Raw genomic sequence first — 14,316 nt, forward strand, 5'->3', positions numbered from 1 at the left:
AGCACCATGACGGGCGACCCGACGTTCGAGGAGAAGGTCATCGCGATGATTGCCCAGGCCGTGCCGCGCCGGTTCCGCAAGGCGGCGATCACACCGGAGCTGAGCCTGCGCAAGGACCTGGGCATCGACTCGCTCGGCGTGGCGAGCCTGCTGTTCCGGCTGGAGGAGACCTTCGGCGTGGCCCTGGACGAGCTCGCCTCGGATGTGGACCTGGGCCGGCTCCACACCGTGCGGGATGCCATCGACATGAGCCGGCGCCTGGTCGAACAGGCCCGCGCGGCCGGCCCTCGGGCGGAGTCGGCATGACGCAAGGCCCTCCACCGCGCATCATCGACGCGCACTGCCACATCGCCTCGGAGCGGTTCATCCCCCGCTCCTTCATCGACGGCGTCGTGGCCAACGGCGTCGCGGCCCTCACCGCGCAGGGCGTGCGCGCCACGCCCCAGAAGCTGGCGAACGCCTACCTCCAGAAGCTCCAGGACCCGCTCTGCGACCAGTTGGTGGCGGAGATGGAGGCCGCGGGCATCGAGTGCGCGGTGCTGCTCGCGGCCGACTACAGCTACGCGCTCACGGACTGTCCGCTCACCGTCGAGGAGACCCTCCTGGCGCACGCCGAGGTGCTGAAGCGCCACCCCGGGAAGCTCGTGGTGTTCGGCGGCGTGGACCCCCGGTGGGGGAAGGACGGAGTGGACCTGTTCGAGCGCTCGCTGGTGGAGTGGGGCTTCAGCGGATTCAAGGTCTATCCTCCGTGCGGGATGAGCCCCAGCGCGCCGGAGCTGTTCCCCTACTACGAGCTGTGCGCGCACCACCGCGTGCCGGTGGTGGTGCACATCGGGCCCACGTCACCGGTGCTGGCGTTCGACACGTCGACGCCGCTGATGCTGGACCTGGCGGCGCGCTCGTTCCCCACCGTCAACTTCATCCTCGCGCACGGCTCGGTGAGCTACCCCGACGAGTGCGCCATGCTGTGCGCGTACCGGCCCAACGTGTACCTGGATGTCAGCGGCTATCAGAGCCTGTTGAGGACGTCGTCAGACGAGGCCCTGCGGCGCGTGGTGGCTCGCGGCATCAACCACAAGGTCCTCTTCGGCACGGACTGGCCCGTGTTCCGCATGCAGGGGGACCAGCGTGCCTTCGTGGACGTCCTCACCGCCGAGGATGGCCCGCTGTCCCTCATCACCGAGCTGGAGGCCCGCCTGGTCCTCCACGACAACATGGCGCGTCTGCTCGCCGGAGCTGCTGGGAACGCCTCGAACCAGGCTCGTGTCGCAAGCCGTTGACGCTGTCTCCACCCCGGAGGATGGACCATGACCACTGCCCCCGTCGTCGAAAACCCCTCATTGGCGAGTCGAGGTCCGACGCGCCCGCTGATCCTCAGCGACCGCCAGGGCTTCGACCGCCGCTGGTTCGCGCCGAACCTGAAGGCTGTCTACGTCCCCACGCACCCGGAACAGGTGCTCGCCATCGTCAACGAGGCGCTGTCGACCCATGGGCGCAACGTGAAGATCACCTCCGGCCGCCATTGCTACGAGAACTTCGTCTACAACGACGAGACGGCCGCGGTCATCGACATGTCCGCGTTGAACCAGGTCGGCTTCGACAACGCGAGGCAGGCGTACTTCGTCGACGCGGGCTGTGAGAACTGGACCGTCTACCGCACGCTGCTCAACACGTTCGGGAAGACGCTGCCCGCGGGCTCCTGCTACTCGGTGGGCGCGGGCGGGCACATCACCGGCGGAGGCTACGGGCTGCTGTCCCGGCTGCACGGACTGACGGTGGACCACCTGAGCGCGGTGGACATCGTCACCTGGGACGCGGCCGCGGGCCGGGGGAAGCTGAGCCATGTCTCCGCGTCCAGCGCGGACCCGGACGAGAAGGACCTGTTCTGGGCCCTGCGCGGCGCGGGCGGCGGCAACTTCGGGGTCATCGCGCGGTACTACTTCCAGCAGCTCCCGGACGCACCGGACCACGCCACGCTGTGGACGCTGGCGTGGGACTGGTCCAGCCTGGACCTGACGGCCTTCACGAACCTGCTCGCGGAGTACGCGGACCTGGTGACGACGCTGCCCGACAGCAACTTCACGTTGCTCAAGTTGAACCACGTCGCGGCGAGCCAGGTGGGCATGGTGTTGCAGGTGACGTCCCCGGCCGGGACGAAGCATGACCAGCACCGCAGGCACGCGGAGGACAGCGTGGCGCGCATCCAGAAGCGCTTCGCGAAGGTCGCCCGGTCCAGACCGCTGGTGAGGCCGCTGGGAGGCCACCCGGGGATGATGACGCACCTGCTGGCCAGCGATGAGGCCCAGCACATCACCTATCTGGAGGCGCTCCAGACGCTGAACGGCTCCGGGCCCAACCAGTTCGGCAAGTACAAGTCCGCGTACATGAAGAAGGCGTTCCCGGCCGAGCAGGTGACGGCCATCTACGAGTGGCTCCACCGCTACCCCGCGGGGATTCCCCAGGCGGACATGGCGCAGAGCCTGCTGCAGGTGGACAGCTACGGCGGGGCCATCAACCGCTACCCGGCGGACTCGACGCCGGTGCCCCAGCGCAGCTCACTGATGAAGCTCCAGTACCAGACGTACTGGAACAACGCCTCCAAGCCCGGCGAGGGCCTGATGTCGCCCTTCCGGGAGCAGGCCGAGGCCCACGTGAGCTGGATCAACGGCTTCTACAAGGACGTGTACGCGGCGTACGGCGGGACACCCAATCCCACGCGGGACTCCACGGGCACGGTGGACGGCTGCTACTACAACTACCCGGATGAGGTGCTGGGCACCCATGCCCGGGGCAACGTGGACCAGGCCCTGTGGCTGTACTTCCTCCAGAACTTCCGTCAGGCACCGCGCAACCTGGTCAAGGTGAAGCGCCGCTGGGACCCGACCAACTACTTCCATCACGCCCAGTCGATTCCCGTGAGTTAGTGATAGGCTTTCGAGCGACCCTCCTGCAAGGGAGGGCCTCCACTCGAATGACAGGCAAGGAAGAGCCCATGCGCTTCGGACAGCTGACGCGGAGTCTGACGATTTCCATCGCGGTCCTGACGACGGCCTGTGGAGGTCCCGAGGCTTCAGGGGAACAGGAAGCGGACGTCGAGTCCCGTCATGCCGAGGCGCCGCCCGTCTGCGACTCCGAATTCAACATCCACTACTTCAGCGACGAGACGCTCACCACCCGCGTCGGCTCCTGGCGGTGCGTGTGCGGCCTGCCCCAGGGCAGGACGGGCTATACGACGCCGTATGTGAAGATCCTCATCCCCGAGACACCCTGCGAGTCCATCGCGCGCTGACCTGGGAACGGGACGGCCGGGAGGACAGTCTCCCGGCCGTCCTCATGTCAGCGGTGAGGTGCCATGGTTACCGGACGCTGCTGAGCTCGGCGACGCGCGCCTGGATCCACGGCAGGAAGCTGGAGACCTGGGTGTAGACCCCAGGGAGCCCCGCCCTCGCGCAGCCCACGCCGAAGCTCGTGATGCCGTGGAGCACGTACTTCGTCCCGGACTTCATGACGAGCGGTCCCCCGCTGTCTCCCTGGCACGCGTCCTTGCCCCCCTGCGCATAGCCTGCGCCCAGCATGGTGGGGCCGTCGATCTCGATACCTTGCGTGCGATAGCTCTGCGTCAGGGCTCGGTCACCGACGATGGGAACACCGACCTGCAGCAGGATGCTGGAAGAGTCATGGCCCCCCTCTCGCGTCAGGCCCCAGCCCGCGATGGACGCCATCGTGCCCTCCGCGAGCTCCGCGCCCACGGCCGGAAGACACACGGCCTGGACGCTCAGCGCGTCGGTGAGGGACACCACGGCGGAGAGGTTGGGACGCTGGGGCACGGCGGGCTCGCCACACGTTCCCCCGATGCGGATGGGGCGCTCCAGCTTGAGGACGGCGAGGTCGTTCTTCGTCGTGTCCGGGTCGTACCGCGGATGAGAGACGGCGTTCGCCACGCGGACCGTCACCTGCGCGGAGGTGGGCCGATAGAGGTCATGGGCACCCGCGACCACCATCACGCCCGAATATCCATCCGCGACACAGTGCGCGGCGGTGAGGACGATGTCCGTCTCCTGCCGGCTACCCACCCGAATCAGGCTGCCACCACAGAAATGGCTCCCGCCCTGTTGCAGGCTGACGATCCAGGGCCACGAACCGGGCCGCGCCTCGACGCCTCCCACGATCTCCTGCGTCCCCTGCTCCATCGCCTCGGGCACTTCCAGCTCCGCCCCCCCACACCCCAACAGCCCGACCGCGACCACCACTCGACTCACGAAGCGCAATGCATCCTCCAGTCCCAGATGGACTCGGAGGATTGCAATGCGTGAACCAGGGGCCGCCCAGAGTGAGCCCCCTGCGCGAGCCGTGGCACGGGACATCGCTGACACGTCATGCGCGCTGGGAACGCCGCGGGTTGACGCGTCAGCTTCACCCTGTGCTGTCCCGGGCTCAGACCATGACGAAGTCGTCGTCGTCGTCCGAGTCCTTCTTGCTGTTGTCCACGGGAGGCTGTGGCTTCGGGAGCTCCCCGCTCTTGACCAGGGGCTTGGGCGAGTCGAAGTAGTCCTCCACGATGACGAACTCGTCCATGAACTGTCGGTTGAGGTTGTCCAGGATCTGCTGATGCTCCGCGCGGAACCCGACGGCGGCGTCACGCGGGTGGCGCGCCGTGGGAGGCAGGGCCCCATCGTTCGCGACGAGGTGCCGGGCGATCTGGATGATCCACGGACCGCAGCTGTGCTGGCCGTCCTTGTAGCTCCCCATGACATCGTCCTGGTAACGGATGCCGGAGCGCTCGACCAGCAGGTCCGGGAACGCGCGCCGCAACGTGCCCAGGTTGGGCACACCTTGCGGCCCCAGCGGGTCGACGAAGAGCACACGCGCCTGGCCCCGGACGCCTCGCGCCGGGGGCGCCACCTTGATGTAGATGAGCCCCCAGTGGTTGCCATTGATGTTGTAGGGCTGGACGAGGACGCGGGGCGGGCCATCCGCGACCATGCCCTGGAGCGCCTCGTCATACGTGTCCGGCGCGATGCGATTGAGCACGTAGAGGTTGATGCCACGCAGCACGACCACGTTCGGCACGCCGCGCAGGTAGTGGCGCAGGAGCGTGTCGATCTGCTGGTCCGTGTAGTAGTGCGTCCCCTCGATCTTGTCGTGGTTCTCGAAGGCACTGGAGGACGAGTCCTTCGTCGAGGGCGAGGACCCGCCCGTCGTCGTGGAGGCGGTCTGCTGCGTCGTCCCCGTCGACGGGGACGAGGACACGGGCTGCAGGCGCTTGAGGCGATCCCGCTCCTCCTTCTCCTTCTTCGCCGTCTCCTCGTCCTTCTTCAGGATCTCCATCAGGTCCGGCGGCGCGCGCAGGTCGACCCGCAGGACCTTCCCCTGGTTGCCGGCGTTCAGGAGCGGCTCGGACCAGTCCTGACCCGAGCCCTTCCGGGCGAAGAACGAGGACGACTGGAGCCCCCCTGGCATGCGGCCACCGAAGAGCTCGGGACGCGGCAGCGGGCTCCCATGCCCCATGCCCATCAACAACCGGCTCGCGGGCAGCTCGGACATCCCCCCACGGCCCGACCTGGGCTTGGGAGGATTCTTGAGGGTCTTGCATCCCCCATCACAGCGGGGATTGACGCAATGCTTGCCCGAGAAGGACCAGAGCGGCTCCCAGTAATTGCGCAGCATGTCGCCCACCGCGACCGGCCCCTCCACCAGGTAGTTGAACTCCGAGAGGAAGCCTGGATACAGGTTGTCAGACCCGACCACGTACGCCTGGTCGTCGGCGATCATGATCTTGGAGTGGTTGCCCGGCGCCGACGGGACCTTGGGGAAGACCGCGCCACTGGCCTTCTGCACGGACTCCACCGCGTTGCCGATGATGCCCTTGACCGGCGGCACCTCGGAGAGCGCCTTCTGCTTCAAGGTCGCCGTGTAGCCCTCGGGCGTCAGCTGCGGCCAGAAGTACGACTCCCCCTCCCGCGTCTTATCCCGGGGCACGTCCGTGTAATAGAACGGCGCGATGTGCAGGCGGTCCAGGGCGCGAAGCCGCCGCTCGGCATCCGGCCGCAGCGCGTCCTCCAGCGTCCTCGCCATGTAGTACTGGAACAGCTCGAACGTGCGGCACGCGCCCGAGCCGAACGAGTACTGGTCTCCTTCCGCGCCCGCGCCCGCGTCCAGGGGCGACACCACCACCTGCACCACCAGGTGCGGGTTGACGAGCAGCGACTCCATGATCCAATGACAGACGACGTGCGAGGACCACTTCTTCTTCCACGCGCTCACCAGGTCCATCTGAGACAGGCGCAGCACGTCCGTGCAGCCCATGATGAGGTTCTCCTTCATGAGCTCGGACGCCTTCTCGTAGTCTTCCTTCATGTCCGAGCCGGACCAGTGCTTGCCGATGGACAGCACGCGCGTCGCGCGCTTGTACTCCCCCATGCCCGCGTAGCCGATGGTCCGGTCCTCCTCGAAGACGGGCTGCTCCAGGTCCCTGAGCGTCTGCAGGTCGTCCTCGCGGATGACATCCGGCAGGAGGTCCTCTTCGGTGTCCTCCTCCCAGACGGTGGGCAGCGGCTCGTTGCCGATCCGGCGGCGGGCGCGAGGACTGTCCACCGGCAGACCGCCGATGTGGATCCTGGAGAAGAGCTCGTAGCGCTGCGCGCGCAGGTCCTGGGCCTCCTTCAGGTCCAGCGGGTCCAGGGGCTTTCGCACCTCCGCCTTGTCGTCGTCCCCGTTCACCCACGTCAGGGTGTCCGGGTCCAGGCGCTCCTTGGTCACCACGTCCGTCCTGCAGGACCACATCCGGTTCAGGAACCGCTGCGCGCCCAGGGCCCCCGCGCCGTGCATGACGACGGACACGTCGTGCACGGGGGGATAGCTGGTGAACAGGTCCATGTTCAGGTTGTGCCCGCCGACCAGCGCCTCGGCGCCATCCGAGGCGACGATCTTCGAGTGGTTCCACGTCATCTTCGTGAAGTCGTCGTCGGAGTCCGGCGCCAGCCACGACGGCAGCGACGCGCTGACGAAGGCGGAGAAGCCCGACAGCAGGCCCTCCTGCAGGCGGTAGAACTTCGCCATCCAGATCTCCGGCACCGCGCCCCAGTCCTTCTTGCGAGAGCGCACCAGCCGGATCAGCGCGCCCTGGAAGTCGATGAGGTTGGGCGACGTGCCGTCCTTGAGGAGCATGGGCGTCTGCCCGAAGAGGAAGCGGATCTGGATGGGCTTGCCCTTGTTGGCCATCATCGCCGTGTCGAGGGCCCCCAGGATGATCTTCGCCCAGGCGGGGTCCGGGCTGTTGAGGGACGCCACGTCGCAGCGGAAGCGCGTCTTCTGGAGGACCTCCACCAGGGCGCGCTCGAAGTCGTTGGTGCGGCGCCGGGCCTCCTGCATGATCTCCGGGCCGAACGGCAGCCCCCAGATGCGGGGCGTGTCCAGCAGCCGCACGTAGCAGTCGTGGCTCACGTGCGTGAAGTACTTGTCGGGCACCACGGACAGCACGTCATCGATCTTGCTCATCGTCGTCGAGCTCCACGCCTGGAGGGGTTTGCGATGTCTCGGTGGCCGCGCGGGCTCACAGGAAGGTCCAGTCGATCCACCCGTCCCCGGCCTGTTCGATGGTGCAGGGATAGGTCAGGTTGTAGGGAGGCGTGCCCACCACGTCCTCGAGGTAGTAGCGGTCCCAGGTGCGCATGCCGTGGATGGAGGAGACGCGCCGCACGGACTGGCGCAAGGGCAGCCGGGACGTGCGGACCTCACCGAGCGCCATGGTGTCGAAGTGGGAGTGCGCCGTGTGGATGCGCCTGCGCAGTGACTTGACGCCCTCGCGCACGCGGCTTCGCGTCTGGAATTCGGTGTCCCACTGGGTCAGGTACCCACGGGCCATCTTGTAGACGAGCCGGGGGACCGCGCCGACGTCGTCGCTGACCTTGGAGGCGTCATAGAGCCCGTCCGTGGTGTAGATGCCCGCGACGGTGCCGTGGCGTCCCCGGATGGCGTAGAGCTTGTACCCCTCCGGCTGGGGCAGTTCCTGACGGACGAGGGGGTCGGCGAGCTGGCGGTTGTTCGCGAGCGTCGCCCAGGTGCTCCCCAGTCCCCGTCCATCCTCGATGTCCTGGTGTGCCTTCTGCTTGGTCATCCGGGCGTTGGGCCGGGGAATCACCGCGCTGAAGCCCGTGTCCAGGTGGTCCCACGCATAGACGCCGACGTAGTTGGCGACCTGGGGGGCCAGCTGAGTCTGGATGCTGTACCACTCACCCATGCCCGGGACGGGGTCGATGGCGAAGATGTTGATGGGGATGTTCTTTCGGGCCTCTCCGCCATAGGCGTAGAGGAACCAGGCGGCCATGATGGCCTCGACGCCGCCACGGCTGTGCCCGATGAAGTTGTATTGCTCCGCGCCGCTGGCCGCCGCGAGGCTCGCGCCGTGGAGCGCGAGCGCGGCGTCGGCCCACCCCAGGCCCTGGTTCGCCATGCCGCGTTGATCGCCCTCGGAGTAGCCCGACACGTATTTGCGCAGGTCTCCGGGAGTCAGCTCCAGGTTGCTGAGCAGGGGGTCGCAACGGTCCATCTGGTCGTACCAGTCGTTCTCACCCACTCCTCGCACGGAGCCGCTGCGCTTCGTGTTGCGCAGCCCGCCGGAGATCTCCTTGTGGATGCGCACCGGGATGTAGCCCGTCTGCGGGTCGAAGATGTTCTTGTCGCTCTTGAGCTGGCGCTCGGTCTTGGACAGGAAGCGGACCAGCGAGGTCTTGTAGTCCCAGTACCGGGTCTCCTCGCCTTCGTCGCGCGCGCAGCCGGTTCCACAGAAACACACGGTGAAGACGTCCTTCGGCATGCCAGTTCCGTCCGGGTCGAGGAGGGGGTGCGCCCCCTATTGCCAGCGGCGTGCCGAGGCGGCTCCACACGGTGCGCCCCGGTCCCTCCGCCAGGGACGCGGTCCACGAGGACGCGGCTGCGTCGCGGTGGTACGCGAGCCCGGCGCCAGAGGGGTAGACAGACACCCGTGGCGTGTCCGGAGTGACGTCGGACCGGCAGTGCGTCCTGGCGGGACTCAGGCGGAGGTGCGGCGCCGCTCGCTCGAGGGCTCCAGGCGGGCGGCGGCCTCGAGCCCCCACACCGTCTTCACCTTCACGTTGGTCACCTTGCCCGAGCGCTCCAGCACGCCCTGCCCCACCAGGAACAGCGCGCCGTGGAGCTCCTTGCGGCAGCGCTCGTAGACGTCCGGAGGCACCACGAGGTTGGCGATGCCCGTCTCGTCCTCCAGCGAGAGGAAGCACATGCCGCGTGCGGTGGGAGGCCGCTGGCGGCAGATCATCATCCCGCCCACCGTCACTGTGCGCCCGGAGGCCACCGTCTTCAGGCCCTCCGCCGTCACCGCGCCCTGGCGCTTGAGCAGCGGGCGCACGAGCTCCAGCGGATGCTTCTCCAGGGACAGGCCCACGGTGTCGTAGTCCGCGCAGACGCGCGCGTACACGTCCATCGAAGGCAGCTCCACCTTCGTGCCGTCCATCGACATGCCGAAGAACAGGTCGTCCGAGTCCAGCGGCCCCAGCGCCTGGAGGTCCCAGAGGGCCTGTCGTCGTGAGCCGCTCAGCGACGCGAGCGCGCCCGCGAGGGCCAGGCGAGTCAGCTCGTGCCGGGGGATGCGGGCCCGCCGCGCCAGGTCTCCGACGTCGGTGTAGCCGTGCTCGCCGCGCCCCGTCTCCACGCGGCGGCCCGCGGCTTCGCCCAGGCCGCGCACCATCCGCAGCCCGAGCCGCAGCGCCCTGCCCTCGTCCTCCAGCGTGCAGTCCCACCGGGACACGCGCACGTCGACGGGGCGCACCTCCACGCCGTGGCGTTGCACGTCCGCGACCAGGGTGTGCGGGGCGTAGAAGCCCATGGGTTGGGAGTTCAGGAGCGCGGTGGTGAAGGCCGCCGGGTAGTGGCACTTGAGCCAGCTGGACGCGTAGGAGATCAACGCGAAGCTGGCGGAGTGGCTCTCGGGGAAGCCGTAGTGGGCGAAGCCGCGGAAGTTGTCGAACCACTCCTCGGCCTGGGCGCGGGCGTAGCCGCGTGACAGGCAGCCCTCCACGAAGCGGCCTCGGTACTGGAGGAGCATCGACTCGGCGCGCTTGTGGCTCAGCACGCGACGAAGGCCGTCCGCCTCCTCGGCGGAGAAGCCGGCGGCCACCATGGCGAGCTTCATCGCCTGCTCCTGGAAGAGCGGCACGCCGAGCGTCTTGCCGAGGATCTCCTTCACGGCCTCGCTCGGGTACACGACGGTCTCCTCGCCGTTCCTCCGGCGCAGGAACGGGTGGACCATCTTCCCGACGATGGGGCCGGGGCGGATGAGGGCGATCTCCACGACCAGGTCGTAGAAGGTCCGCGGCTTGAGCCGGGGCAGCATGTTCATCTGGGCGCGGCTCTCGATTTGGAACACGCCCACGGTGTCCGCCTCGCACAGCATGTCGTAGACCTTGGGGTCCTCGGCGGGGATGGTGGCCAATGACAGCTCACGGCCGTGGTGCTCGCGAATCAGGGTGAAACACTTCGAGAGCGCGGTGAGCATGCCCAGGGCGAGCAGGTCCACCTTGAGCAGGCCGATGGAGTTGATGTCGTCCTTCTCCCACTGGATGACGGTGCGGCCGGGCATGGCCGCGTTCTCCACGGGGACCAGCTGGGTCAGGGGCTCGCGGGTCATCACGAAGCCACCGACGTGGATGGAGAGGTGTCGGGGGAAACCTTCCAGCTCGGAGGCGAGGGACAGGGTGCGCTGGACGCGGCGGTCGAACGCGGACAGGCCGGCCTCGAGAAGGACCTCTGGCGTCACCTCGAAGCCGTGGGCGGCGGAGACCTTGGAGAGCCGGTCGACCTGGTCCAGGGACAGGCCCATGGCCTTGCCGGCCTCGCGCAGGGCGAGCCGTCCCCGGTAGCAGATGACCTCGCACACCATGCCGGCGCGGTGCCGGCCGTGCTTCTCGTAGACGTACTGGAGGACCTCCTCGCGCCGCTCGTGCTCGAAGTCCACGTCGATGTCCGGGGGCTCCCTGCGGGCCATGCTGAGGAAGCGCTCGAACAGCAGGCCCATGCGCACCGGGTCGATGGCGGTGATCTGCAGCGCGTAGCAGACCGCCGAGTTCGCCGCGCTGCCTCGGCCCTGGCAGAGGATTCCGCGTCGCCGCGCGAAGCCGACGATGTCCCAGAGCGCCAGGAAGTAACCCGCGAAGTCCAGCGCGGCGATGAGGCGCAGCTCGTGTTCGATCTGCTTGACCACCTCGGGGGGCACACCCGCTGGGTAGCGGACGGTGAGCCCTTCGTAGGTCAGGGCGCGCAGGTGCTCGTCCGCGGTGCGGCCCGGGGGCAGGTCCTCCTCGGGGAAGCGGTAGCGCAGGTCGTCCAGGGAGGCGCGACAGCGCGAGGCCAGCTCCACGGTGCGCTCCAGCGCGTCCGGCCGGTCCGCGAACAGGCGCGCCATCTCCTGGGGGCCCTTCAGCGTGCGCTCCGCGTTGGGCATCAGGCGCGTGCCCACGCGGTCCACGGTGGTGCCGTACCGCACGGCGGTCAGGACGTCCTGGAGCGGCTGACGGCGTCGGTGGTGCGTGTGCACGTCGTTGTGCACGACGAGGGGGGTCCTCAGCTCTCGGGCCAGTGCGACGGCTTGCGCTTCGCGCGCGGAGTCTCCGGCGGACAGAGTGCGGCACAGGCCGACGTGGAAGCGCTCCGGGAAGGCCTCCGCGAGGGGGGCGATGCGCTCCAGGGGGGCGGGTTCGGGGAGGAGCGCGAGGAGGCCGCTGGAGCGCTCCGCCAGGGCGCGCCAGGGCAGCCCGGCTTCACCCTTGGGGTGGGTCATGCGGCTCTGGGAGACCAGGGAGCAGAGGTTGGAGTAGCCCCCGGCGTCCGCGGCGTAGACGACCACGGGAGGCCCGTCCTCGAGCGTCAGCTCCGCGCCCAGGATGAGGCGCAGGCCGTGCTCCTTCGCGGCCAGGTGGGCCTTCACGGCCCCGTAGAGACCATCCGCGTCCGTCAGCGCCAGGGCGCGCTGACCAAGCCGGGCGGCCGTGACGATGAGCTCCTCCGGGTGCGAGGCCCCGTGCAGGAACGAGAAGTTGGAGCGACAGACGAGCTCGGCGTAGTCCACGCCCGATCAAGACACTGACCGGCCGTTCAGGCGCTAGGTCGGATCTTCGTTCGACGTGCGAGGGACTTGGTGGGTTCGGTTCCCTGTTTCCACGTGCTTCCAGAGGGACCCGCGAGGACCGAGCCTCCTTGACCTGCGGCTTCGTCACTTGATTGAACGGGCGTGACCATGAGCTCGCGCGCCTGTGCGGCACTCCTGCTGTTCCTCACGGCGTGCGCCACGTCGGCACCGGGGCCCAGGGAGCTTGGGCCTCGAGCCACTCGGCTCGCCAACCTCCAGCGGGCGGCGGAGCTGCCGTGGAGGGATGATGGACGATGCGTCGTCCGCGAGGCCTCCCAACCGTGGCCCGTGCTCGCGGAGCGCTGCTTCCACGCGCTCGACCATGACCGGGTCCGGTTCAACGACCCGACGCGGAGATGCACGGTCGCGTCGGCGGGCGCGGCGGCCCTGGGTATCGGCCTGTGTGTCCTGGCCGCGCCCGAGATTGTCGTGGGCGCGGTGATTGTCTTGGGTGTCGTGGTGGTGGGGGTCGTCATCGAGGAAGCGCTGGAGGCGTATGAGCTGCGGGGGAGCAGCTCGGAGAATGACGAGGCCTCGCTCCAGACGAAGCCGGCCCTGCGGGAACCTTCCGCGAATCGAAAGCGCGAGCCAGCGGGTCAGGACGCATTCCCACCAGTGCCAACCGAGCCCGCGGAACAAGAGCGTCGCCCGGAGTGCAGGCCCATCCCCGTGCCACACGCGGGCAATGATGCTCCGCATAACGCGTGCGCCGACACGTTTCCTCCGAACCGATACCCTGGGATGGACGTCATCGTGAACGGAGTGCGCTTCGATGCACTACAGGTCGGCGCGCGCGTGCTGTGGGAGCTCAAGACCCATCAGTTCGACACGTACAATCGCTTCATCCAGGACCGGGAGATTGAGAGCGAGTTGAAACAAATCAGAAAGGAGCGAGACACCGCGGCAAGATGTGGATACGACTTCGTCGTCGGTGTGAGCACCGAAGATCACCAGCGCGCACTGCTCGACGAGATTCCCACACTCAATGTCGTCGTCACGGGATGCCCTCGATGACCCAACCGAGAACCCTCACCCTCATCGTCTATGCGCCTGCGCTTGCAGGCACAGACGGCCGCGCTCTCGATGCCATCCAGGGGATGGAAAAGGCGCTCCCTGGCTTGCGCCTGGAGTGGCGGATCTCCGAAAGCGGAAGACCCATTCCACTGCCGCAGCGCGACGCGTGGCTCATGAAGAGTATCGAGGACGGGGGCTTCCCGCTGCTGTGCAACGGGAACGAGAGCTACCCCGTCACAGTGATGGGGTGTGAAAACTCTGCGCTCTTCAGCCCGGGTGGGCAGGCCCAATTCGAAGTGCATGCCAAACTGCCACTCGACCCACCTGTGCTCACGGCAACTGCGGCTGTGCTGGAGGCCGTGGCAGAGGGGGCGCAAGCATTCTGGGGACATGCGTCGCAGCAGGGCTATGGCTCGGAAATCGCGAAGCAGCTTCGCCGCTCTGCGAGTGGGCCGGATCACTCACCTCGTGGGCTGCCCATGCTCAGCCTCCCAGAGAAGCTCCCTGAGAAAGAGACGCCCTCTTTCCTCGGATGGGTGAACTACTGGTCCGCCGCTACCGCTCGAACCATCGGGTTCCCTGATCCTGCTCGCGACACCGATTTGCTCACGCGAGCGCGGCGCACGGCATCAGGAGGATGGGTTGTGCAACTCACGGATACGCCTCTCGACTACGACAACCCCACCCACCTGGATGCCCTCAAGCGAACTTATGAGCGTTTCCCGCAGATCGGAGGCCGTGCGGACTTGAGATAGATTGGCCCACCAGGAGGTGGCCATGACCTGGGTACTTCAAGCAGCGGTGGTGCTGTCGGTCCTGATGGGTCTCCTGGGAGCAGTCTGGGCAATCGTCCTCGGCTACCGCTACGCGCGAAAGTGTCGACAGGCCGCCGCCGAAGCAGCCCTCGGCATCTACGGCCAACGCGAGCTCGAACTCACCGGCTTTCGCGGCTGGCTGGCGGATTGGGTCGATGGCACCTCCAGCGAGACCTGTGCCTCCAGTTCGGACGCGTCTCCCAGCATGTGCCAAGACACCTCCGACGCAGCCCACGCGTCCTCGGACTGAAACCACAGGTATTACCCGGGGTGACGGCGCCTCCGTCCGAAACGCACCCCGGGTGACAGACCGGCTTCACGCAAAAG

General features: G+C 67.9%; 11 protein-coding genes. 7 read left to right on the forward strand and 4 right to left on the reverse strand.

Features of this window, described 5'->3' with window-relative positions; translation table 11 throughout:
- Positions 1–6 precede the first annotated feature (6 nt).
- The 4 genes from K8640_RS21570 to K8640_RS21585 are packed head-to-tail and all read left to right on the forward strand — an operon-like array spanning position 7 to position 3,289.
- A complete protein-coding gene (locus K8640_RS21570; RefSeq protein WP_046713658.1) occupies positions 7–306 on the forward strand; it encodes an acyl carrier protein in 300 nt (99 codons plus the stop codon).
- Positions 303–1,280 carry an amidohydrolase family protein gene (locus tag K8640_RS21575; protein ID WP_223748744.1) on the forward strand — a complete coding sequence of 326 codons (978 nt, stop codon included), beginning with the start codon at positions 303–305 and terminating at the stop codon, positions 1,278–1,280. Before K8640_RS21570 ends, K8640_RS21575 begins: the two co-directional genes overlap by 4 nt.
- A gap of 27 nt (positions 1,281–1,307) precedes the next feature.
- Positions 1,308–2,924: an FAD-binding protein gene (locus K8640_RS21580; RefSeq protein ID WP_223748745.1), complete on the forward strand. Its 1,617-nt coding sequence runs from the start codon at positions 1,308–1,310 to the stop codon at positions 2,922–2,924.
- A 47-nt stretch (positions 2,925–2,971) separates the two neighbouring features.
- The gene (locus K8640_RS21585) at positions 2,972–3,289 is read left to right on the forward strand and encodes a hypothetical protein (protein ID WP_223748746.1); all 318 of its coding nucleotides are present in this window, start codon (positions 2,972–2,974) and stop codon (positions 3,287–3,289) included.
- 67 nt (positions 3,290–3,356) lie between these two features.
- Here K8640_RS21585 and K8640_RS21590 read toward each other — a convergent pair whose 3' ends face one another.
- The 4 genes from K8640_RS21590 to K8640_RS21605 all read right to left on the reverse strand — a co-directional run bounded on the left by K8640_RS21590 (position 3,357) and on the right by K8640_RS21605 (position 12,100).
- The gene (locus K8640_RS21590) at positions 3,357–4,259 is read right to left on the reverse strand and encodes a serine protease (RefSeq protein ID WP_223748747.1); all 903 of its coding nucleotides are present in this window, start codon (positions 4,257–4,259) and stop codon (positions 3,357–3,359) included.
- Positions 4,260–4,434: 175 nt separating this feature from the next.
- Complete coding sequence (locus K8640_RS21595) at positions 4,435–7,497, reverse strand: hypothetical protein (RefSeq protein ID WP_223748748.1); 3,063 nt, start codon at positions 7,495–7,497, stop codon at positions 4,435–4,437.
- Positions 7,498–7,552: 55 nt separating this feature from the next.
- A complete protein-coding gene (locus K8640_RS21600; protein ID WP_141332565.1) occupies positions 7,553–8,815 on the reverse strand; it encodes a Tat pathway signal protein in 1,263 nt (420 codons plus the stop codon).
- A gap of 216 nt (positions 8,816–9,031) precedes the next feature.
- Positions 9,032–12,100: an error-prone DNA polymerase gene (locus K8640_RS21605; RefSeq protein WP_223748749.1), complete on the reverse strand. Its 3,069-nt coding sequence runs from the start codon at positions 12,098–12,100 to the stop codon at positions 9,032–9,034.
- A 348-nt stretch (positions 12,101–12,448) separates the two neighbouring features.
- On the opposite strand from K8640_RS21605, the gene K8640_RS21610 reads away from it, so the two are divergent.
- Genes K8640_RS21610 through K8640_RS21620 form a run of 3 tightly spaced genes read left to right on the forward strand, consistent with a single transcriptional unit; the run spans position 12,449 to position 14,239 of the window.
- On the forward strand, positions 12,449–13,174 hold the full coding sequence (locus K8640_RS21610) for a DUF6310 domain-containing protein (RefSeq protein ID WP_370640370.1): 726 nt from the start codon (positions 12,449–12,451) through the stop codon (positions 13,172–13,174).
- Entirely contained in the window at positions 13,171–13,929 is a 759-nt protein-coding gene (locus tag K8640_RS21615) for a DUF5953 family protein (protein WP_223748751.1), read from the forward strand. The genes K8640_RS21610 and K8640_RS21615 overlap by 4 nt, the downstream gene beginning before the upstream one ends.
- A gap of 22 nt (positions 13,930–13,951) precedes the next feature.
- Positions 13,952–14,239 carry a hypothetical protein gene (locus tag K8640_RS21620; RefSeq protein ID WP_223748752.1) on the forward strand — a complete coding sequence of 96 codons (288 nt, stop codon included), beginning with the start codon at positions 13,952–13,954 and terminating at the stop codon, positions 14,237–14,239.
- Positions 14,240–14,316: the final 77 nt, after the last annotated feature.

The sequence above is a fragment of the Myxococcus sp. XM-1-1-1 genome, assembly GCF_020037095.1.
Taxonomy (GTDB): Bacteria; Myxococcota; Myxococcia; order Myxococcales; family Myxococcaceae; genus Myxococcus; species Myxococcus fulvus.

What these genes read in the sequence shown, in the direction of transcription:
- K8640_RS21620 (WP_223748752.1), top strand. Translation starts at nt 13,952, where the DNA reads ATGACCTGGGTACTTCAAGCAGCGGTGGTGCTGTCGGTCCTGATGGGT.
- K8640_RS21585 (WP_223748746.1), top strand. Translation starts at nt 2,972, where the DNA reads ATGACAGGCAAGGAAGAGCCCATGCGCTTCGGACAGCTGACGCGGAGT.
- K8640_RS21615 (WP_223748751.1), top strand. Translation starts at nt 13,171, where the DNA reads ATGACCCAACCGAGAACCCTCACCCTCATCGTCTATGCGCCTGCGCTT.
- K8640_RS21600 (WP_141332565.1), bottom strand. Translation starts at nt 8,815, where the DNA reads ATGCCGAAGGACGTCTTCACCGTGTGTTTCTGTGGAACCGGCTGCGCG.
- K8640_RS21595 (WP_223748748.1), bottom strand. Translation starts at nt 7,497, where the DNA reads ATGAGCAAGATCGATGACGTGCTGTCCGTGGTGCCCGACAAGTACTTC.
- K8640_RS21575 (WP_223748744.1), top strand. Translation starts at nt 303, where the DNA reads ATGACGCAAGGCCCTCCACCGCGCATCATCGACGCGCACTGCCACATC.
- K8640_RS21570 (WP_046713658.1), top strand. Translation starts at nt 7, where the DNA reads ATGACGGGCGACCCGACGTTCGAGGAGAAGGTCATCGCGATGATTGCC.
- K8640_RS21580 (WP_223748745.1), top strand. Translation starts at nt 1,308, where the DNA reads ATGACCACTGCCCCCGTCGTCGAAAACCCCTCATTGGCGAGTCGAGGT.